Below are 20,889 nucleotides of genomic sequence, written 5' to 3'. Positions count from 1 at the left end.
AGAGTTCGGGGAGTCGTCGTTCAAAAGGGCGGGCATTTTAACAGGCTGGCAAGTTTCTGCTGCCCTGGATCGACGGTGTGACGTACCACTCGATCTAAATTTGCCGGTTTTGCTACTTTGCCGCAGGATGTGCGGGGTATTGCGACTATTTTTCACAGTCTGCGTGTTTGATAGCACCTATCATTTGTCAGGCATTGGTCATTGTCCGACCGCACGTCATAATGCCACCGCCAACGAATTCTTGCAGAGTCTAGGGAGCTAGCTTGTCTACGCCTGTCGAACCCTTGCGTTTGCTGCTGCTGGCCGATGAGCCTGAGTGGGCAGCGTTGTTGCGCGAGTGCCTGGCGCCGATGGGCGACGGGGCTGTGCTGATCAGCGCGCCCAACTGGGACTCGGTGAGTCGTCTGTTCGACGACGACCACGGTGCGGTGCTCTTGACCACGCCCCCTCTGCAACCCGGCCCGGGCCGGTGCAGCTTGCCGTGTGTATTGTTGCTGGAACAGGAACCCCTGGTTTCGCCGCTCGGTGTCAGCGATTGGCTGGTCCATTCCGTGCTGGACGCCGATACCTTGCGCCGCTGCCTGCGCCATGTGCGCGAGCGTGGCGTACTGGAGAACACGTTGCAGCGCCTGGCCGAACAGGACCCGCTCACCGGTATCGCCAACCGCCAGGGTTTCCAGACCTTGCTGGCGGCGCGGCTGGCGGATAACGAAGGTCGCGGCCTGGCCCTCGGTCACCTGGACTTGGACAATTTCCGTCACGCCAACGATGCCCTCGGTCATCAGGCCGGCGACCGCTTGATCCTGCAGGTGGTATCGCGGCTCAAGAGCCAGCTTGAAGCCGGTGACCAACTGGCGCGCCTGGGCAGCGATGAGTTCGCGCTGCTGATCGACACCCGCCGTGCGCCGCAGCGTGCCGAGTGGATGGCCGAGCGCATCACCGAAGTCATGGCCGAGCCTTACTGGGTGGACGGTGAAAGCCTGCTGATCGGCTGCAGCCTGGGTGTGGCGCATGCCCGCGCCCGCGCCGGGGCCGACCCGTTGATGTGGCACGCCCATATCGCCATGCAGCAGGCTAAAAGCACCCAGGGCTGTACCTTTCATATCTTTAACGAACGCATCAACCGCAACGCGCGCAGCCTGGCCGACCTGGAAAGCGAATTGCGCCGTGCGTTGCGCCGCGATGAGCTGGAGCTGCACTACCAGCCGCGCCTTGACCTGGACGATGGGCATATTGTGGGCCTGGAAGCCTTGGTGCGTTGGCGCCATGGCGAGCGTGGCCTGTTGCCACCCAGCGAGTTCGTGCCCCTGGCCGAACAAAGTGGCCTGATCGTGCCGTTGGGGTATTGGGTAATTTCCCGTGCCCTGCGCGACATGCAGGACCTGCGCGAACGTGGCCTGCCGGCGTTGCACATGGCGGTCAACCTGTCGTTTCGCCAGTTTCAGGACAGTCAACTGCTCTCGACACTCAGTCGGCTGATTGCCGAGCGTGGCGTGGAAGCGCAATGGCTGGAGTTCGAGTTGACCGAAACCGCTGTGATGCGTCGCAGCGACCTGGTCAAACAGACCATGGACGCCCTCGGTCGCCTCGGCGTGCGGTTTTCCCTGGATGACTTCGGCACCGGTTTCTCATCGTTCGTGCACCTCAACAGCCTGCCGATTGCCTTGTTGAAGATCGACAAGAGCTTCGTCGGCGGCATGGAAGAGCGCGAAGAGAATCGCAAACTGGTGCACGCCATGATCAACCTGGCCCACAACCTCAACTTGGAAGTGGTGGCCGAAGGCGTGGAGACCGCCGAGCAGCTTGCGCTTTTGAGGCTGTTTGGTTGCGATCAAGCCCAGGGCTACTTGATCAGTAAACCGCTGCCACTGGCCGAGCTGGTGGAGTACCTGACGTTTGGCAAGGGCCAGCAGGCGTTGTTGGGCTGAATAAACCACAATCTAAAAATGTGGGAGGGGGCTTGCTCCCGATGAGGTGTATCAGGCAACAAATGTGTTGGCTGACCCACTGCTATCGGGGGCAAGCCCCCTCCCACATTTCTAATCGAGTAGGCCCTTAGTGCGTCTGCGCGGCCTCGAAAGCAGTTTGTATTTCCGGCTCCTGTCGAATCATCCGCTTCATCTTCGCCTCAAACGCCCACGTCAGGCTCACCGCCGCGCAGGCAAGGCCCAGCGCCAGGCCCCACCACACGCCGGTCGGCCCCCAGCCTAACGTGAACGCCATCAACCAGGCCGATGGCGCGCCGATCAGCCAGTAGCAACCGAGCCCCACCAGGAAGGTGGTCTTGGCGTCCTTGAGGCCACGGATGCAGCCCATGGCAATGGTCTGCACACCGTCGAACAGCTCGAACCAGGCCGCGACGGCCAGCAGGCTGACGGCGAGCACGATCACCTCATGAAAGGCCGGGTCGTCATGGTCGAGGAACAGCCCGATCAGCGGGTCGGAAAACAGCCAGAACACCACGGCAAACCCCAGCATGACCATGGCGCCGAACCCTATGCCGACCCGCCCGGCCAAGCGCGCGCTCAACAACCGCCCGGCGCCATAGTGCTGGCCGATACGCATGGTCACCGCGTAGGACATCCCCGCCGGGACCATGAACGCCACCGAGACGATCTGCAGGGCAATCTGGTGCGCCGCCAACTGCGTACTGCCCATGGTGCCCATGCACAGCGCCGCAAACGCGAACAGCCCGACTTCCACTGCATAGGTGCCGCCGATCGGCAGGCCCAGGCGCCACAGCTCGCGCAGATAGTGGGTATTGAGACGCAGCAGGCCGGTGCTCAGGGGGTAGGCGGCGTAGGTCCGGTTGCTGCGGATGTACCACATCAGCGCCAACGCCATGCCATTGGCGACGATGGCCGTTACCAGGCCAATGCCCATCAGCCCGAGCTTCGGCAGGCCGAACATGCCTTCGATCAGCGCATGGTTGAGCAGGTAGTTGACCACCGTGCCGCACAAGCTGATCACCACCACTGGCGTGGCTTTGCCGATAGCGCTGGTGAAACCGCGCAACGCCATGAAGCTCAGATAGCCGGGCAGGGCGAATGGCAGGAGGGTCAGGAATTGCCCGGCGGCCTGCACGTTGGTTTCGGTCTGGCCGAACAGCAGCAGCACTGGCTTCAGGTTCCACAGCAGCAGCGCCGCCGCCAGGGCCATCAACCAGGCCAGCCACAGCCCGGACTGGGTCAGCCGGGTGGCACCGTCGATGTCGCCCGCGCCGTGACGGATCGCCACCAGGGTGCCCACCGCCGCAATTACACCGATGCAGAAAATCGCCACGAACGAATAGCTCGCCGCGCCCAGGCCACCGCCGGCCAGGGCTTCGGGGCTCAAGCGAGCCATCATCAGGGTGTCGGTCAGCACCATCAGCATGTGCGCCAACTGTGAGGCAATCAACGGCCCCGACAGCCGCAGAATGGCCCAGAGTTCGGTACGTACCGGATGCTGCATGATCATCACGCTCGACAGGTAAGATAGGTGGAGAGGGCTGATTCTCGGCGCTTTGGGCGCATTGCACAAAAGGATAAAAGCGATCGTCTGCATGATTAAAACTCATGCCTGAACTATTCTGGTAGGGTTTGCGGATTGCGCTGTCGGAGCTTTCAGAATGTCCCGTCGTCTTCCTCCGCTTTACGCCCTGCGGGCGTTCGAGGCCGCGTCTCGTCACCACTCCTTTACCCGCGCGGCAGAGGAGTTGTCGATTACCCAAAGTGCGGTCAGCCGGCATATTCGTACGCTCGAAGAGCATTTCGCCTGCCGGCTTTTCCAGCGCAGCGGCCGCACCCTGCAGCTCACGGAGGCGGCGCGCTTGTTGCTGCCCGGCGTGCGCGAAGGTTTCGCCGCCCTGGAGCGTGCCTGCCATACCCTGAATGCCGAAGATGACATCTTGCGTATGAAAGCGCCGTCCACCTTGACCATGCGCTGGCTGCTGGCGCGGTTGAGTCGCTTTCGGGCCTTGCAGCCGGGCAATGAGGTGCAGCTCACCAGTGCGTGGATGAGCATCGATGAAGTGGACTTCAACCAGGAGCCGTTCGATTGCGCGGTATTGCTCAGTAACGGGCACTTTCCCGCAGACTGGGAGGCCAGTTACCTGTTTGCCGAAATGCTGATTCCGGTGGGCGCGCCCAATCTCTTGGATGACGGCCCCTGGGACGTGACGCGGCTGGCAACGGCCGAACTGCTGCATCCGACACCGGACCGTCGCGACTGGCGTTACTGGTTGGAACGCATGGGGCTGGCGTCCCGGGTTTCGCTCAAGGGTGGGCAGGTGTTCGACACGCTGGAGTTGGGCATGATCGCTGCCGCGCGGGGTTACGGGGTGTCCATGGGTGACCTGCTGATGGTGGCCGAGGACGTCGCCCAGAAACGCCTGAGCCTGCCTTGGCCAACGGCCGTCGCCAGCGGGGAAAGCTATTACCTGGTGTGGCCGAAAACCCGGCCCGGTGGTGAGCGCTTGCGGCGTTTGGCGGAGTTTCTCCAGGGCGAGGTGCATGCGATGGTTTTGCCCGAAGTGGCCCGCCTCGAATGAAGGGTTTGGCATGTGTACGGCAATCGTTTGCGCGATACCCCTGTGAATCGCTCAAGTATTGTAAAACTCCGCCGAAGTAGGAGTGTTGGAACCATCGTGCACTTACGTTTCCCACCAGATAATTCGCCGAGCAGCGCTAAGAGATCAGGATGATCCTGGCCTCGGCTCAGGAGCTGTCATGTCTCAACCTCGCGCTCGGATCGCCTCCCAGTTAGGCCTCGCATTGGCCGTGATTCTTGCTGTCGTTATCAGCGGCAGTACCGTTTTCGCTTTACGCTCCCTCGACACCGCCAACCTCGCCACCCGCGAGGAACACCTGGCCAGCGAGGCGCGCCTGCTCGCCGACCAACTCAATACCTTCCACAGCACCTTGCGCGAGAGCACCCAGCGTTTGAGCGGGCTGTTTGAAAAGCGCTTCGGCGCCGGCTTGAGCGTGCGTGCAGACGAGCCAGTCGCCGTGGCCGGTGTGCAAACCCCGAGCCTCTACCTGGGCAGCCAGTTGCTGAACAACGACTTCAGCGAAGTGGATGAATTCAAGGACATGTCCGGCGGCGTGGCCACGGTATTCGTGCGCAGCGGCGATGACTTTGTCCGCATCAGCACGTCCCTGACCAAGCAGGATGGCAACCGCGCCATCGGCACTGTGCTGGACCGCCAGGGGCCGGCCTACCAGCGTGTGTTCAGCGGACAGACCTACGTCGGTCGGGCAGTGTTGTTCGATCGCTCGTACATGACCCAGTACAGCCCAGTGCGTGACGCCAGCGGAAAAGTCATTGCGGTGCTGTTCATCGGTTTCGACTACACCGACGAGCAGAAAGCCCAGTTCGACAATCTCAAGCGCTTCCGTATCGGCCAGACTGGCTCTCTCTCGTTGCTGGATGAACAGAAGCACTGGCTGGTGCCGCCGGCCGGTGTACAAGCCTTGGATCAAGCCATTCCGGTGATGCTCGACCTGGCGAAGAAGCCGGGTGAAGGGCGCTTCTGGAGCGACAAGAACGAAGATTTCTACAGTGTTTCGGTACCGTTCGAGGGCGGCCCCTGGGCGGTGGTGGCGAGCATGCCGAAGGCTGAGATTCGTGCAGTGACCTGGGACGTCGGTCTGCGCCTGGTCATCGGCAGCGTGCTGGCCATGCTGTTGGCGGTGGGCGCCACCGTGTGGCTGTTGCGCAGCAAGCTCGCGCCCCTGAGTGACCTGGTACGCCAAGCCGAAGCGCTCGGTGCAGGCGACCTGAGCGCACGCCTGAATGTTTCCAGCCATGATGAAATCGGCCAGTTGGCGCGCAGCTTCAACCAGATGGGCGAAGCGCTGTCGACCATGGTTTCGCACATCCGCAAGGCGGCTGAAGAGGTCAACAGCCGTGCCCAGGCGTTGTCCGGTTTGTCTGGCGGTGCCTATGAAGGCATGGAACAGCAGTCCGGCGAGATCACCAGCATGGCGGGCGCGGTGGAAGAGTTCAGCGCCACCTCCCTGAATATCGCTGACAACATGGGCAGCACCGAGCGTCTGGCCCAGGAAAATGCCCAGCAGACCCGCATCGGGCGTGCCTCGATGCAGGAGGCCTCGTCGTCCCTGGAACATATCGCCACCGCCCTGAACAGCACCGCGACGGTGATCAACACTTTGGGCCAGCGTTCCCAGGAAATCGGCGGCATCGTTGGCGTGATTACGTCGATCGCGGAACAGACCAATTTGCTGGCGCTGAATGCCGCCATCGAAGCTGCCCGCGCGGGCGAGCAAGGCCGTGGCTTTGCCGTGGTCGCTGACGAAGTGCGCAACCTGGCCTCGCGCACCCGCCAGGCCACTGATGAAATTTCCGGCATGATCCAGAGCATCCAGCAGGAAACCGGGAATGCCATCAGCACCATGGAACACGGCAATGTGCTGATGCAGGAAGGCCTGTCGCGCAATGCCGACGTGGCCTCGGCCCTGGCGCGCATCGACGAGCAGAGCCGCTCGGCTGGTCAGCAGTTCGCCGCCATCACCACCGCTACCCAGGAGCAGAGCAGCACCGCGACCTTGCTCAGCAGCAACCTGCAGAGCATTGCGCTGGCTAACAGCGAGCAGCGTGAAGTGGTGTCGAACCTGGCGATCACCGCCAAGGAACTGGAGACCCTGGCGGCGGGCCTGCGGCATGAAGTAGACCGGTTCCGCTAAGCCACCGCCATTCAGAATGCGCGAGCGCATGGCTCACGAGCTCGCCGCCGGACGGTACTGCAAGGCCTCTTGCAGATGGTGGCGAGCGATGTTCTCTGTTTGTTCCAGGTCCGCCAGGGTACGCGCTACCTTGAGCAACCGGTGGGCCGCCCGCAGCGACAGCGTCAGTCGTTCGCATGCGCTTTCCAACCAGCCTTCATCAACCTTTGCCAGCTTGCAGTACTCGCGCAACCCCGGCAGGTCGAGGAAGGCGTTGGCGCATCCTTGGCGGCGTTGCTGGCGTTCCCGTGCATCGGCCACTGCTGCGGAGGCTTTCGCGGTGTTGTCACCGGTCTGTTGTGCCGGGCTCAGTGCCGTGGCCTCCCGCGCCACGGTCAGGTGCAAATCGATCCGGTCCAGCAGCGGCCCGGACAGCTTGTTGCGATAGCGTTGGATCTGCTCCGGCGTACAACGACAGCGGCCGCTGGGTTCGCCCAGATAGCCGCAAGGGCAGGGGTTCATCGCCGCGACCAGTTGGAAGCGTGCCGGGAAGCTCACCCGGTCGCGGGCGCGGGAAATCACGATATGCCCCGACTCAAGTGGCTCACGCAGCACCTCCAGGACTTTGCGATCGAACTCCGGCAACTCATCGAGGAACAGCACGCCGTGGTGGGCCAGGGTGATTTCCCCCGGTTGCGGCTTCGATCCGCCGCCGACCAGCGCGGGGCCCGACGCCGAGTGGTGCGGCTGGCGAAACGGCCGTTGCGGCCAATGGCTCAGCGGTGCCAGGCTGACCACCGATTGAATTGCCGCGACTTCCAGCGCCTCGTGTTCACTCAGTGGTGGCAGCAAACCCGGCAGGCGGCTGGCGAGCAAGGTCTTGCCGGTGCCGGGTGGCCCGCTGAATAACAGGTTGTGCGCCCCCGCAGCGGCGATCAGCAAGGCACGCTTGGCAGCCAACTGGCCCTGTACTTCACTGAGGTCCGGGTAAGGTTTGTTCAAATACAGCAAGCCGTCGGACTGGTAGGGCTCGATCGGTACATGCCCGTTCAGGTGCGCCACCACCTGCAGCAAGTGGTCCACCGCAATCACCTTCAACCCTGATGCCAGGCACGCTTCCTCAGCATTCGCCCTGGGCACTATCAAGGTGCGCCCGGCCTTGCGCGCCGCCAGTGCGGCCGGCAAAACGCCTTTCACCGCGCGTACCTCGCCCGACAGTGCCAACTCGCCCAGGCACTCAACGTCATCGAGCATCAACGCCGGCACCTGCATACTGGCCGCCAGGATCCCCAGGGCAATCGCCAAATCAAAACGCCCGCCGTCCTTGGGCAGGTCGGCGGGCGCGAGGTTGAGGGTGATGCGACGCGGCGGATATTGCAGGGCCGAATTGAGAATGGCGCTGCGTACACGGTCCTTGCTTTCCTTTACCGCCGTCTCAGGCAAGCCCACCAGCGTCAGTGATGGCAAGCCATTAGCCATATGCACTTCAACCGTGACGACGGGGGCTTCAACGCCGATCTGGGCGCGACTGTGGACGATGGCGAGGGACATGCTCGATCCTTGAATGGGGCCGCTTCCTGCGGGTTATTCAAGGGTAGACGAGGGTGGGGAAAGCAAAGCGGGGGAGGTTTTACAGAACGTATCCAGGCGACAACGCGGGGCTAATGTGGGAGGGGGCAAGCCCCCTCCCACACTGATTGCGTTCACTCGGCTGACGGTGGCGTCAGCCGCGCTTCCAGTTCCGCCACTTTTGCCTCCAGGCTTTCCAGCCGCGCACGCGTGCGGGCGAGCACCACCATCTGGCTGTCGAACTCTTCACGGCTCACCAGATCGAGCTTGCTGAAGCCACTTTGCAGCAGTGCCTTGAACTGGCTTTCGATTTCATTGCGGGGCAGCGGGGTGTCGCCGCTGAACAGGCGAGAGGCGTGGCCGCTCAGGGCGTCGAGGAAGTCTTTGGGCGCGAGCATGGGAAATATTCCGGAAAACAGTTGGCCGGCAGTGTATCACGCAGCGTCTATAGTCTTTTCACGGCCCTGGCGCGCACGCTTTTCGCGCATCGGGATGGGCGCTCTCGCACTGTTTTGATGCGCATCGCCACCGCCGGAACGCCCCGCAGGTGGGCATGAGTGGGCAACGGACTGATTTCAGTGATTTTTACGGAGCTGGCAAGGTTTCTGCTTAGACGATCATGACCCATGCACTGATGCAGTCGCTGTGACGAATGCAGTGCGCCGACGGATCAGGGGTACAGGTTTCGTCACCAGTGGTTCGCTGGCGTCGCCACGGTAAATGCCGAGGCGACGATGCGTTACAAAGCCAGGCACTGCGCTTAGACTTGAGACGGGTTTGTTTTCCTGGGGCAAGTCCACCAATTCGGGAGAGAGTTTTCATGAAGCTAGTCACTGCCATCATCAAGCCGTTCAAGTTGGACGACGTACGCGAGTCACTGTCCGAGATCGGCGTGCAGGGCATTACCGTTACTGAGGTCAAGGGCTTCGGTCGGCAGAAGGGTCATACCGAGCTGTATCGCGGCGCGGAATATGTGGTCGATTTCCTGCCGAAGGTGAAGATTGATGTCGCCATTGACGACAAGGATCTTGACCGGGTTATCGAGGCGATAACCAAGGCCGCCAACACCGGCAAGATCGGTGACGGCAAGATCTTCGTGGTCAATCTGGAACAGGCTATCCGCATCCGTACCGGCGAAACCGATACCGACGCAATCTAAGCCGCCAAACCCCAACGCCCCAGGAGAAAACACTATGACTCTGCGTACATTCGCAGGGCTCGGAGCCCTGTTGTCCATCGTAATGCCAAGCCTTGCAATGGCGGCAGACGAAGTGGCGGCTCCAGTCCTCAACTCCGGCGACACTGCCTGGATGCTGACCGCCACCGCACTGGTGCTGTTCATGACCATTCCTGGCCTGGCGCTGTTCTACGGCGGCATGGTCCGCTCCAAGAATATTCTGTCGGTGATGATGCAATGCTTTGCCATCACTGGCCTGATCAGCATCCTGTGGGTCGTCTACGGTTACAGCATTGCGTTCGATACCACCGGTATGGAGCAGGGCGTCGTCAACTTCAACTCCTTCTTCGGCGGCATGGGCAAGGCGTTCCTGGCAGGGGTCACTCCAGCCAGCATTACCGGGCCTGCGGCGCTGTTCCCGGAAGCGGTGTTCATCACCTTCCAGATGACGTTCGCCATCATCACTCCGGCGCTGATCGTCGGTGCCTTCGCCGAGCGCATGAAGTTCTCCGCGATGCTGATTTTCATGGGCATCTGGTTCACGCTGGTCTATGCGCCGATTGCGCACATGGTCTGGAGCGGCAACGGCGGCCTGATGTGGGACTGGGGCGTGCTGGACTTCGCCGGTGGCACCGTGGTGCACATCAACGCCGGTGTGGCCGGCCTGGTAGCGTGCCTGGTGCTCGGCAAACGTAAAGGCTTCCCGACCACCCCGATGGCCCCGCACAACCTGGGTTACACCTTGATCGGCGCGGCCATGCTGTGGATCGGCTGGTTCGGCTTTAACGCCGGTTCCGCTGCCGCAGCCAACGGCACGGCCGGCATGGCGATGCTGGTTACCCAGATTGCTACCGCTGCGGCGGCGTTGGGCTGGATGTTTGCCGAGTGGATCACCCACGGCAAGCCGAGCGCACTGGGCATCGCCTCGGGTGTGGTGGCCGGCCTGGTTGCGATCACTCCGGCGGCTGGCACCGTGGGCCCGATGGGCGCCCTGGTCATTGGCCTGGCGGCGGGCGTGGTGTGTTTCTTCTGCGCCACTACCCTCAAGCGCAAGCTGGGCTACGACGACTCCCTGGACGCCTTCGGCGTGCACGGTATCGGCGGTATCCTCGGCGCGATCCTGACCGGCGTATTCGCGGCTCCGTCGATGGGTGGCTTCAACGCCGCTACCACTGACATCGCCGCCCAGGTGTGGATCCAGTGCAAAGGCGTCGGCTTCACCGTGATCTACACGGCGATCGTCACCTACGTGATCCTCAAGGTGCTGGACATGGTCATGGGCCTGCGCGTCACCGAAGAGGAAGAGGCGGTCGGTCTCGACCTGGCGCAACATAACGAGCGTGGCTACAACCTGTAAGTACGCGAAAAAAAGATGCCCGGCTTGCCGGGCATTTTTTTGTCTGGCGTTTGTCTCTGCCTATAAGTGGCATGGGTTTTTCGTCAACTTTGTGATGGGATCTACACGGCACTTTTAAGGGTGCGAATGTCTTACAGACATGTAGGCGTATTCGGCACTTTGTTTTTTTCCAGAGCGCGCTAGAATGCGCGCCGATGGGCGGAGAACTGTATGTGGCAACAGACCCTGATTACCCTGCGGGCCAAGCCCCGGGGCTTTCACCTGGTGACCGACGAGTTGCTCGCCGGCTTGCCTGAATTGAAGGCGTGTCGCGTGGGCCTGTTGCATCTGTGGCTGCAGCACACCTCGGCCTCGTTGACGGTCAACGAGAATGCCGACCCGGCGGTTCGCCGTGACTTCGAGCGTTTCTTCAACTTGCTGGTGCCGCAAGGCCATGCAGGGTTTGAACACAACGACGAAGGTCCGGATGATCTGCCGGCGCACTTCAAGGCCAGTCTCCTGGGCTGCCAGCTGAGTTTGCCGGTGAAGGCTGGCCGCTTGGCGATGGGGACCTGGCAAGGTGTTTATCTGGGCGAGCACCGTGATCATGGCGGTACTCGTAAAGTCCTCGCCACCTTGCACGGTGAAGGGGCATAAGCCACTGGTGATCCAGTGGATGTTGATTTTTTTCCGGCGACCTCGACAGAGGGTGAAGCTGGGCTATAACTAATCTGCTTTTCGCAAGTCATGAGGTAGAACATGAGCGACGATGATCTGGAAAACGACGACCTCGAAGTAGGTGACGAAGACGACACTGAGGAAAGTCTTGAAGCGGCGGCTGATGACGTTGCCGAAGACCTCGATGACAGTGCTGGCGATGATGTCGCGCCCAAAGCCAAAGGCAAGGCCAAGGCGGCTGTTTCGGTAGACGAGCTGCCCAGCGTTGAAGCCAAGAACAAAGAACGCGATGCCCTGGCCCGTGCGATGGAAGAATTCCTCGCCAAAGGCGGCAAAGTGGTCGAAGTCGAGCCCAACGTGGTGGCTGATCCACCGAAGAAGCCGGATAACAAGTACGGCAGCCGTCCTATCTGAGGTCAGCCACCTGCTTGCTGAAAGAGCCCGCCGTCGCTGCGGGTTTTTTCATGCCTGCTGATTTATTCGAGCCTTGTGGTGATCAAAATGTGGGAGGGGGCTTGCCCCCGATAGCGGAGAATCAATCACCAAATAGGCTGGCTGATCTACCGTAATCGGGGGCAAGCCCCCTCCCACATTTGGCCATCGGTGTTACTGCCAGCGGCGAAGTAACTCCGGCAATTGCGTCAGGCTGCGAATTTGCGCATCCGGGAGTTTATCCCCTTCCCACGCCTTGCCCGCCGGGTTGAACCACACTGCTCGCAGCCCCGCCTGTTGCGCCCCGGCAATGTCATCGCCCGGGTGATCGCCAACATGCACCGCCGCTTCGGCCTTCACGCCGCCGCGCTGTAATGCCTCCTGAAACAACCGCGCATCTGGCTTGGCGATGCCGATATCCTCGGCACGCAAGGCAAAGTGAAAGTAGTCCGCCAGGCCTACGCGTTGTACGTCGGCATTGCCATTGGTGATCACCCCCAGCAGGAAGTGCTGGCGCAGGGCTTTGAGCATCGGCTCGGCTTCGGGGAAGACGGTGAGTTGATGCCGCGCATGAATGAACGCTTCAAAACACACGTCGGCCATTTCCGTGGCCTCAGGCTGTGGATAACCAGCCTCCTCAAACGCATGCATCAACACCCGGTGGCGCAGGATACTGATGCGATGTTTGAGTTCAGGATGACGTTGCAGCACCTGTTGGCGCAGGCTGGCGAAATGCTCCAGGGGCAAGTCGCCGACCTTGGATGCGTTGAGCGCCAACCATTCGCGCATTGACGCTTCGGCGCTGATGATGACGGGTACGTTGTCCCAGAGCGTGTCGTCCAGGTCGAAGGTGATCAGCTTGATGCTCATGAGTCGCCGCCCTTGATGCGTTTGGCCCGTGGATGGGCGCTGTCGTACACCGTTGCCAGGTGCTGGAAGTCGAGGTGGGTGTAGATTTGCGTGGTCTTGATGTCGGAGTGGCCGAGCAGCTCCTGTACCGCGCGCAGGTCCTGGGACGACTCCAGCATATGGCTGGCAAAGGAGTGCCTGAGCATATGCGGGTGCAGGTTCTGCCCCAGTTCGCGCTCGCCGGCGGCTTTTACGCGCAACTGAATGGCCCGTGGCCCCAGGCGTCGGCCCTGTTGGCTGATAAATACCGCGTCGTCTTGCGGATTGGCCAGCGCCCGCAACGGCAACCACAGTTGCAGGGCTTCACGGGCTTTTCTGCCGACGGGCAACACCCGCGTCTTGCTGCCTTTACCCAGCACCTGCACCAGCCCATCTGCCAGGTCCAGTTGATCGAGGTTCAGGCCGGTCAGCTCCGACAGGCGCAGGCCCGAGGAGTAGAACAACTCGAGGATCGCCTGGTCGCGGTGCGCCAGGAAGTCATCCTCGACCGCGCCATCGAGCAGTTGCAGAGCGCGGTCGGTGTCCAGGGTCTTGGGCAGGCGGCGCTCGCCTTTGGGCGGCGACAGGCCATTGGCCGGGTCGTGGTCACACAGGCCTTCGCGGTTCAGGTAGTGATAGAGGCCGCGCACCGCCGACAGCAGGCGCGACAGGCTACGCGAGGACTGGCCTTGCTGGTGCAGCCGTGCGACCAGGCTGCGCAGGCTCTGGATATCCAGGGCTTTCCAGCTGGCGATCTGCTGCTTTTCGCAATAGGCCAGGACCTTGTTCAAGTCCCGCCGGTAGGCTTCCAGGGTATGAGGCGACACCTGGCGCTCGTTGCGCAGGTGAGCGCAGTAAGCGTCCAGTTGCCGTTCCATGGCTAGCGCACCGCGCGCAGGGCAGTGGTGAAACGCGGCAAGACGCGGCCCAGCACTTCGGCGATGTAGGTCAAAAACAGGGTGCCCACCGAGCTTTTGTAATGCGCGGGATCGCGGCTGGCGATGGCCAGTACGCCATGCAGGCCTTGATGGCTGAGGGCAACCACGGCGGTGGAGCCGATCTGTTGGCGCTGTTCGGCACCAAACAGGAAGTCCAGTTCATGCTCGCGCAGGGTGCCGCTGATGGTCTTGCCTTCGGAAAGCAGGCCGCCGATGGCGGTTTGCGCTTCGCCACCGCTGACCCAACGCCCCACCGGCATCGGGTTGTCGCTGAACAGGATCAGGCTGACAAACGGCACCTGGAAGTCCTGGCGCAGGCTGTCTTCCACAGCTATCACCGTTTCTTCCAGGCTGGCGGCGTCCATCAGGGTCAGGATCAGGCGACGGGTCTTGTCGAACAGGCGATCGTTGTCGCGGGCCACATCCATCAGGTGCGAGAGCCGGTGGCGCATTTCGATATTGCGCTCGCGCAGGATCTGCATTTGCCGCTCCACCAACGACACGGTATCGCCGCGTTGGTGGGGGATGCGCAAGGCCGGAAGCAATTGCTCGTGCTCGACGAAAAAATCCGCATGAGCCTCAAGGTACGCCGCGACTGCAGCGGCCTCCAGGCTTTCACTTGGGGTGACGTGTGCGGGTACTTGAGGCTTATCGGTCATTGGCTTGGCTCACTCATAGACGGACCTGTCCTTCGTATACACGCGAGGCCGGCCCGGTCATCATCACCGGGTGGCCAGGGCCTGCCCATTCGATGGACAAGCGCCCACCCGGCAGGTCGATCAGCAGCGGTGAATCCATCCACCCCTGGCTGATCGCGGCCACGGCAGCGGCGCAGGCACCGGTGCCGCAGGCCTGGGTTTCGCCGGCGCCGCGCTCCCACACACGCAATTGCGCGCGGGAACGGTCGATCACCTGCAGGAAGCCCACATTAACCCGCGCCGGAAAGCGCGGGTGATGTTCGATCTTCGGCCCCAGTTCATGCACGGGCGCATTGTTGATGTCATTGACCCGCAGCACCGCATGGGGATTGCCCATGGACACGGCGGCGATATCCACGCTGTTGCCGTCCACCTCCAGCGCATAACTGAGGGCCTGCTCGGGCGCCTGGAACGGAATGTCCGCCGGCACCAGGCGTGGCGCGCCCATGTTGACGCTGATCTGGCCGTCACTGCGGATATCCAGTTCGATCACGCCGCCTTTGGTCTCGACGCGGATCTGGCGCTTGGCGGTCAGACGCTTGTCCAGCACGAAGCGCGCAAAGCAGCGCGCACCGTTGCCGCACTGTTCCACTTCAGAGCCATCAGAGTTGAAGATCCGATAACGGAAATCCACCTCCGGGTTGGTCGGCGCTTCCACCAGCAATAATTGGTCGAAGCCGACACCGGTATGCCGGTCGCCCCATTGTTTGGCGTGCTTGGGCAGGATGTGTGCGTGCTGGCTGACCAGGTCGAGAACCATGAAGTCATTGCCCAGCCCGTGCATCTTGGTAAAACGCAGCAGCATGGCTTACTCCGGCAGCAGGCTTTCGCCAGCATACAACTCGGCTACCGTCTCGCGGCGACGCACTTCGAACGCTTGATCACCGTCCACCAGCACCTCGGCGGCTCGCCCGCGCGTGTTGTAGTTGGAACTCATGACAAACCCATAGGCACCGGCCGAATGCACGGCCAGCAGGTCGCCTTCCTCCAGGGCCAGCTGACGATCCTTGGCCAGGAAGTCGCCGGTCTCACAGATCGGGCCGACGATGTCGTACGCGCGCGTTTCGCTGTCGCGAGGGGCAACGGCGGTGACATTCATCCAGGCCTGGTACAGCGCCGGGCGGATCAGGTCGTTCATCGCCGCGTCGACGATGGCGAAGTCCTTGTGCTCAGTGTGCTTGAGGTACTCGACCTGGGTCAGCAGCAAACCGGCATTGGCGACGATGTAGCGGCCCGGCTCGAACATCAGCGTCAGATCGCGGCCTTCGATACGCTCGCGCACCGCCTTGATGTAGTCGGCGATCAACGGCGGTTCTTCATCGCGATACCGCACGCCCACACCGCCACCCAGATCGATGTGGTGCAGGTAGATGCCGCAATCGCCGAGGCGGTCGATCAGCGCCAGCAGGCGGTCGAGCGCATCCAGGAACGGCGGCAGGGTGGTCAGTTGCGAGCCGATATGGCAGTCGACACCCAACACGTCCAGGTTCGGCAATTGGGCGGCGCGGATGTACACGTCTTCGGCGTCGGCTATGGCGATGCCGAACTTGTTCTCCTTGAGGCCGGTGGAAATGTACGGGTGGGTGCCCGCATCGACGTCCGGGTTGACGCGCAGGGAGATCGGCGCGCGAACGCCCATCTCGGCGGCCACGACCTGCAGGCGCTCCAGCTCGTCGGTGGACTCGATGTTGAAGCAGTGCACACCCACTTCCAGGGCGCGGCGCATGTCTTCGCGGCTCTTGCCGACGCCGGAGAACACGATCTTGTCGGCCTGGCCACCGGCGGCCAATACACGTTCGAGTTCGCCACGGGACACAATGTCAAAACCAGCGCCCAGACGCGCCAGGACATTGAGTACACCCAGGTTGGAGTTGGCTTTCACCGCGTAGCACACCAGGTGCGGCACGCCTTCCAGCGGGTCGGTGAACGAGCGGTATTGCGCTTCGATATGTGCACGGGAATACACATACGTCGGGGTGCCAAAGCGCTCGGCAATCGCAGACAGCGCCACGCCTTCCGCGAACAGCTCGCCGTCCCGGTAGTTAAAAGCGTCCATGAGGGTCCCTTAGTAAGTGTCGTGCTTGTGCGCTTTCGATGGCTTTTGCGACGACTGCGCCTGTTCGTTCGGGTCTTTGCTGTCGTCGGGCAGGTACAGCGGGCCTTTTTGACCACAGGCACTAACGAGGCAAGCGACCGCGACGAGCGCAGCAAGGGAAGAGATCAGGCGCTTCATGGCGAAATCCTTGAATATGCATTAATTGCGCCCGAGTATACCGACCACCCGCCAGCTTGCCTATGCGCCGGAATACCCGTCCGGCGGGGGTTTGCCGAGAGGGTCGGGAAGCGGACTACGCTGTTTGAGGATATTTCACGCCGTCAATCGCGTTGAAATCGGTATCCTTTGCAATCGGCGGGGCGCGTCCGTATCGTGCGGCGCTTGAGCAGAACCAGACACTTTTGAGGTTGCCACAATGAGTTTGACCGAAGCCCGTTTTCACGACCTGGTGGATGCCACCCAGGAGAAGCTGGAAGATATTTTCGACGACAGCGACCTGGATGTGGATCTGGAAAACTCGGCCGGTGTGCTGACCGTCAAATTCGAGAGCGGCCAGCAACTGATCTTCAGTCGCCAGGAACCGCTGCGTCAGTTGTGGCTGGCGGCGCGCTCTGGTGGCGTTCACTTCGACTACGACGAAGACAGCGGCAAATGGCAGTGCGACAAAAGTGAAGAGTTGCTGGGCGAGATGCTCACGCGGCTGGTCGAGGAATATACCGGCGCCGAGCTGGACTTCGACGAGATCTGACAGTGACTCAGCCTGCCCTCGTACGCCCGCCCAAGCCGCTGTTCAGCAACGTCAGCCCGGCAGTGCCGTCGCCTTGTATCAGTTTGTGTCGCCTGGATGAGCAAAAAGTCTGCCTCGGCTGCTTCCGGCATGTCGAAGACATCCGCGAATGGCGCTCCGCCGACGATGCCCGGCGTCGAGTGATCTGCGCGCAGGCCGAGCAGCGCCGGGCCCAGACCTGACGCCATCTTGTTTATTTGTGACGCTGTGGTAGTGTCGGGGTACGCCTCAACTCATCGAGGCCCGTGAGAACCCCGCCTTTTCCTGGCGGGGTTTTGCTTTTTTGTGCAGAAAAAAGGAGTCTGCCTGAATCATGACCACCGCACCGTCCATCATTCTCACCCGTCTTGACGTGCAGCGTCTGGAGCAACTGATCGACCGCTTGGGCGACGAGTTTCCCGGCGTCGAAGCGTTGCAGGCCGAACTCGACCGCGCCGAAGACGTGGTTGGTCACGATGAAGTGCCTGCAACTGTCGTGACCATGAACTCCAGCGTGCATTGCCGTGAACAAGGCAGTGGCAAGGACTATCACCTGACCCTGGTTTACCCCAAGGACGCGAATGCTGATGAAGGCAAGATCTCGATCCTGGCGCCGGTCGGCAGTGCTTTGCTGGGCCTGCAAGTGGGCCAGCACATCGATTGGCCCGCACCGGGCGGCAAGACCCTCAAGCTTGAATTGCTGAGTGTCGAAGGCCAGCCCAAAGACGGCGGCGCCTTCCCGCTTTAAATCTGGCTCAGCGCTTCATTGAGCGCGAGCTCCAGCTCGGCCTTGTAGCGCAGGTACAGATTGCTCGGGCTTTGCACGTCGCCCAGCAGGCCCGACAGGTCCAGGTCGGTGATGTAGCAACGGTAACGCTCGGACTCGCGGCGCTGCCCGATGATCTCCCGGGCGACCACCGCAAACAGCTGGTCGCCAAACTCCATTTCGGAAAATTCCCGCTGATTGCAGTACAGCGTGACACCCACCTGGCCGGGCGCCGCCTTGCCGATAATCGCCTGCACGTCATAAAACGGCTTGTTGGCCGGGTGTTGCGGCGCCGGCCTTGGTTCGACAACGCGTGCGCGAGCGCTGCCCGATGGCAACAGTTGGTAGTACAGCGTTTGTACTTCGCCCAGCGGCTGTTGGGTGTCCAGCGGTGACAGCGCTTCGCGGCGATAGATGATCGACAGCAGGAACCGCTGCAGCGGTGCCAACAGGCTCTGTTCATCATGGAACGGCAAGCGCTGCTGCCAGAGCGCGTTGAATTCGTCGAGCACATACAGCTCGGCGAAGCCTTCATTGACCCGATAGAACACTTGTACGCAATCGGCCTGGCCCATGGGCAGCAGCAGCGCCAGGTCGTGGTCTTCCAGCGCCATGGCGTCCAGGTGCCACGGGCTGTAGCTGGCCAGCTCTTCGCTGAGGTAGGCGACCAAGGCGTCCTGGGTTGGCAGTGACACGTGGGTGGCCTGGCCGGGAATCAGTTCCATGACGTGATAGTGCTGCTGCACCTGGAGCAGGTAGCGGTGGTTGCTTTGGCCGAGCAGCAGATGCTGTGCGGTGTCGAATATTTCTTCGACGCGCTGGGCAATGAACTGCGCTCGGTTGTGACAGAAACAGCGCACCCGCAACCGCGGCAAATGAGCCGGCGGCAGTTGGTTGAGGTAGTCGCGCAGGCAGTCGAGCAGCGCATGGGGGCCGTCGTAGCGGCTGACCATCACCTCGTTCCAGCTATTGACCGTGACCTGGTCCAAGGTCAATACCAGGTTTTCACGCACGCCGGCATAACTCAGGGAGTCGGTGCGCTCGGTGGTCATCAGAATATTCAGGTCACGGTGATGCTTGAGTGGGTCGACGCCGACGTTAATCAGCAACAGCACTTCTTCCGGTACCGCCGAACGCAACAGGCGCGCTTCATCGACGCTGGCCAGGGGCGGGGCAATGGTCTGTTGCAGGCTGCCCAGCAGGTTGAACAGCTCGAACTCGGTCATGTCGCTGGCGCCGGGGTGCAGCGCCAGGCGCGTGCTGCTGTCGATCACACCGTTGCGATGGCACCACGTGAGCATTTCCAGCAGGTCGCGGCTGCGTTTGATCGGCGCGAAGTGCTCCCATTCCAGAGCCGTGAGGTTGCCGTTATACAGGCCCCAGTGGTGCTGGCCCGGCTCTTTGCGGTTGGGTGAATGCACCAGGGTCAGGGTGTCTTCGGCCAGGTCCGGGGCAATCCCGGGGTTGATGAACTCGACCTTGCCGGCCTTGCGTTCAAAGGCTGCGTACAAGCGGCGGCCCAGCACATTGAGGTCGCGCTTGTTGATCAGGCTGACGGTCTGTTCCGTACGGGCGAACTGGGTGAGGAAGCGGTAGCTGTAGTTCAGCTCGTTGACCAGGGCACGGCGCTCGGAGGCGACCTGGCGCACCTTCCATTGGCTGCGGCTGTCCAGCAAGGCCAGTTGGCGCTGGTCCCAACCCCACTCATCGGCCAGGCGTTCGAGCAGCAGTCGTTGCCAACTGGCGGTGCGCTGGCCGGCGCTGAGCTTGCGGTTGACCTTCAGGTACAGGCTGCGCCGCACCAGTTCCAGGCGTTCGGGTTCATTGCGGGCCTTGAGGTATTCCTCGATGCGGCGGTAGACCACGATGTACGGGTCCAGCTCGTCCAGGTCCAGTTGATTGGCAAACACCGCGCGCTTGAAGCGCAGGCTCAGGCAGTGCACGTTGGGGTGTTCGCTGGCGTAGACCTCGGTCAGCAGCAGCTTGAGCACCGATTTATAGGGCGACTCGATGCCCTTGAACAGTTGCCACAGCCCGGCGCCGATGAATTCCCCGGAGGAATGCGCGCCAGATGGCCGAGATCGAGGGTTTCGTCGGCGCGAATGAAGCGTTTGGAGATCAGCGTGTGGGTGAACTCAGCGTAGCGGCTTTCTTCATACACCGGGACCAGCCACCAGATCGGCGTGCGCCCGGCCAGCCAGATGGCGGTGCGGTAGAACTCGTCCAGCAGCAAATAGTGTTGGGTGGTGCCGCAATCGTCGGAACTCAGTTGGGCGTCCCGTTCACCGAGCACAAAGCGCGTCGGTTCGATCAGAAAGAAATGCGCCTCGGCACCCATGGTCTGGGCCCAGGCTTCCAGCAGCTGACACTTCTTGCGCAGCTCGGCCAGCTCGTTTTCATTCAGGTCCGGAGCGTGACACACCCACACGTCCATATCGCTCTGATCCGCCTGGGCCAACGTGCCCAGGCTGCCCATCAGGAACAGACCGTGGATCGGGCGGGGCGGGTTGCCATGGCGCGGCTTGTAGGAGAACGAACGGGTCAGGCGCTGGGCTTCGGCCAGGGCCTGGGTATCGGGTTCGAAATTCGACAGCCCGGCCGGTGTGCCGCTGGAGACATAGCCCGGCAGCAAAGGGTGATTAACGTGGAAAAACAGCGGCAACAAGGTGAGCACGCTTTGTTGGCGCGGGGTCAACCCTTCGACGGCCCGGGCCATGCGGCCTTCATTGAGGGCCATGAAGCGCGCGCGCAATTGGGTCAGCACCTTACGGTCGATGCCTTCGTCCAGGTCGGGGCGGATTTCATGGGTGCGGGTCATGTCGAATTCGGTGGCTCGCAGGGCCCGACGTGGGCGGCCGTGTAGGAGTTTACAGGCAGTAGCGTAGGAGGTTTAGAGGGAAATGGCGGTTGGCGCCAGAAT

At 61.9% G+C, this 20,889-nt stretch carries 19 protein-coding genes and 1 pseudogene; 10 read left to right on the top strand and 10 right to left on the bottom strand.

All coding sequences use genetic code 11. The features are described from left to right. Window positions 1-263 precede the first annotated feature (263 nt). The gene (locus tag C4J90_RS25940) at window positions 264-1,928 is read left to right on the top strand and encodes a bifunctional diguanylate cyclase/phosphodiesterase (RefSeq protein ID WP_124408495.1); all 1,665 of its coding nucleotides are present in this window, start codon (window positions 264-266) and stop codon (window positions 1,926-1,928) included. 127 nt (window positions 1,929-2,055) lie between these two features. Here C4J90_RS25940 and C4J90_RS25935 read toward each other — a convergent pair whose 3' ends face one another. After that, the gene (locus tag C4J90_RS25935) at window positions 2,056-3,459 is read right to left on the bottom strand and encodes a NorM family multidrug efflux MATE transporter (protein WP_124421111.1); all 1,404 of its coding nucleotides are present in this window, start codon (window positions 3,457-3,459) and stop codon (window positions 2,056-2,058) included. A gap of 151 nt (window positions 3,460-3,610) precedes the next feature. Here C4J90_RS25935 and C4J90_RS25930 point away from each other — a divergent pair, with 151 nt between their 5' ends. Together C4J90_RS25930 and C4J90_RS25925 are read left to right on the top strand one after the other, a co-directional pair. Beyond that, complete coding sequence (locus C4J90_RS25930; RefSeq protein WP_124364954.1) at window positions 3,611-4,531, top strand: LysR substrate-binding domain-containing protein; 921 nt, start codon at window positions 3,611-3,613, stop codon at window positions 4,529-4,531. A gap of 178 nt (window positions 4,532-4,709) precedes the next feature. Beyond that, window positions 4,710-6,686 (top strand): methyl-accepting chemotaxis protein, encoded by a 1,977-nt coding sequence (locus C4J90_RS25925; protein ID WP_124421110.1) that lies wholly within the window; start codon window positions 4,710-4,712, stop codon window positions 6,684-6,686. Window positions 6,687-6,719: 33 nt separating this feature from the next. On the opposite strand, the gene C4J90_RS25920 is transcribed toward C4J90_RS25925, so the two are convergent. Together C4J90_RS25920 and C4J90_RS25915 are read right to left on the bottom strand one after the other, a co-directional pair. Then, on the bottom strand, window positions 6,720-8,216 hold the full coding sequence (locus tag C4J90_RS25920; protein ID WP_124421109.1) for a YifB family Mg chelatase-like AAA ATPase: 1,497 nt from the start codon (window positions 8,214-8,216) through the stop codon (window positions 6,720-6,722). 152 nt (window positions 8,217-8,368) lie between these two features. Further along, window positions 8,369-8,632, bottom strand: coding sequence for an accessory factor UbiK family protein (locus C4J90_RS25915; protein WP_003195432.1), 264 nt, complete (start codon window positions 8,630-8,632; stop codon window positions 8,369-8,371). A gap of 422 nt (window positions 8,633-9,054) precedes the next feature. On the opposite strand from C4J90_RS25915, the gene glnK reads away from it, so the two are divergent. The 4 genes from glnK to sutA all read left to right on the top strand — a co-directional run bounded on the left by glnK (window position 9,055) and on the right by sutA (window position 11,839). Next, window positions 9,055-9,393 carry a P-II family nitrogen regulator gene (gene glnK, locus C4J90_RS25910; protein ID WP_002555808.1) on the top strand — a complete coding sequence of 113 codons (339 nt, stop codon included), beginning with the start codon at window positions 9,055-9,057 and terminating at the stop codon, window positions 9,391-9,393. A 34-nt stretch (window positions 9,394-9,427) separates the two neighbouring features. After that, a complete protein-coding gene (locus C4J90_RS25905; protein WP_124364950.1) occupies window positions 9,428-10,768 on the top strand; it encodes an ammonium transporter in 1,341 nt (446 codons plus the stop codon). A 210-nt stretch (window positions 10,769-10,978) separates the two neighbouring features. Next, complete coding sequence (locus C4J90_RS25900; protein ID WP_124364949.1) at window positions 10,979-11,404, top strand: secondary thiamine-phosphate synthase enzyme YjbQ; 426 nt, start codon at window positions 10,979-10,981, stop codon at window positions 11,402-11,404. A gap of 102 nt (window positions 11,405-11,506) precedes the next feature. Continuing rightward, window positions 11,507-11,839, top strand: a complete 333-nt coding sequence (sutA, locus tag C4J90_RS25895; protein WP_124364948.1) for a transcriptional regulator SutA — start codon at window positions 11,507-11,509, stop codon at window positions 11,837-11,839. A gap of 192 nt (window positions 11,840-12,031) precedes the next feature. On the opposite strand, the gene C4J90_RS25890 is transcribed toward sutA, so the two are convergent. From C4J90_RS25890 to C4J90_RS25865, 6 genes are read right to left on the bottom strand one after another with little or no spacing between them, the layout of a single operon-like run. After that, window positions 12,032-12,727, bottom strand: coding sequence for an HAD family hydrolase (locus C4J90_RS25890; protein ID WP_124364947.1), 696 nt, complete (start codon window positions 12,725-12,727; stop codon window positions 12,032-12,034). Then, window positions 12,724-13,623 (bottom strand): tyrosine recombinase XerC, encoded by a 900-nt coding sequence (gene xerC, locus C4J90_RS25885; protein ID WP_124405640.1) that lies wholly within the window; start codon window positions 13,621-13,623, stop codon window positions 12,724-12,726. The genes C4J90_RS25890 and xerC overlap by 4 nt, the downstream gene beginning before the upstream one ends. Before the next feature lie 2 nt (window positions 13,624-13,625). Beyond that, entirely contained in the window at window positions 13,626-14,342 is a 717-nt protein-coding gene (locus C4J90_RS25880) for a DUF484 family protein (protein WP_124364945.1), read from the bottom strand. 13 nt (window positions 14,343-14,355) lie between these two features. Further along, window positions 14,356-15,186, bottom strand: coding sequence for a diaminopimelate epimerase (gene dapF / locus C4J90_RS25875; protein WP_124364944.1), 831 nt, complete (start codon window positions 15,184-15,186; stop codon window positions 14,356-14,358). Window positions 15,187-15,189: 3 nt separating this feature from the next. Next, on the bottom strand, window positions 15,190-16,437 hold the full coding sequence (lysA, locus tag C4J90_RS25870) for a diaminopimelate decarboxylase (protein ID WP_124364943.1): 1,248 nt from the start codon (window positions 16,435-16,437) through the stop codon (window positions 15,190-15,192). A gap of 9 nt (window positions 16,438-16,446) precedes the next feature. Then, window positions 16,447-16,614, bottom strand: a complete 168-nt coding sequence (locus tag C4J90_RS25865) for a lipoprotein (protein WP_003195417.1) — start codon at window positions 16,612-16,614, stop codon at window positions 16,447-16,449. A 238-nt stretch (window positions 16,615-16,852) separates the two neighbouring features. On the opposite strand from C4J90_RS25865, the gene cyaY reads away from it, so the two are divergent. From cyaY to rnk, 3 genes are all read left to right on the top strand, one after another. Continuing rightward, on the top strand, window positions 16,853-17,185 hold the full coding sequence (gene cyaY / locus C4J90_RS25860) for an iron donor protein CyaY (protein ID WP_124364942.1): 333 nt from the start codon (window positions 16,853-16,855) through the stop codon (window positions 17,183-17,185). Between the two features lie 2 nt (window positions 17,186-17,187). Next, window positions 17,188-17,406 carry a DUF1289 domain-containing protein gene (locus C4J90_RS25855; protein WP_124421108.1) on the top strand — a complete coding sequence of 73 codons (219 nt, stop codon included), beginning with the start codon at window positions 17,188-17,190 and terminating at the stop codon, window positions 17,404-17,406. A gap of 131 nt (window positions 17,407-17,537) precedes the next feature. Beyond that, a complete protein-coding gene (gene rnk / locus C4J90_RS25850; protein ID WP_124364940.1) occupies window positions 17,538-17,951 on the top strand; it encodes a nucleoside diphosphate kinase regulator in 414 nt (137 codons plus the stop codon). Here rnk and C4J90_RS25845 read toward each other — a convergent pair. Then, window positions 17,948-20,787, bottom strand: a pseudogene (locus C4J90_RS25845) (class I adenylate cyclase). The gene rnk and the pseudogene C4J90_RS25845 sit on opposite strands and share 4 nt — an antisense overlap. Window positions 20,788-20,889: the final 102 nt, after the last annotated feature.

Origin of the sequence: Pseudomonas sp. R2-60-08W (genome assembly GCF_003852335.1) — a bacterium.
Classification (GTDB): domain Bacteria; phylum Pseudomonadota; class Gammaproteobacteria; order Pseudomonadales; family Pseudomonadaceae; genus Aquipseudomonas.
The sequence above is the reverse complement of the archived record's forward strand: the minus strand, read 5'-3'. Positions and strand labels throughout refer to the sequence as shown.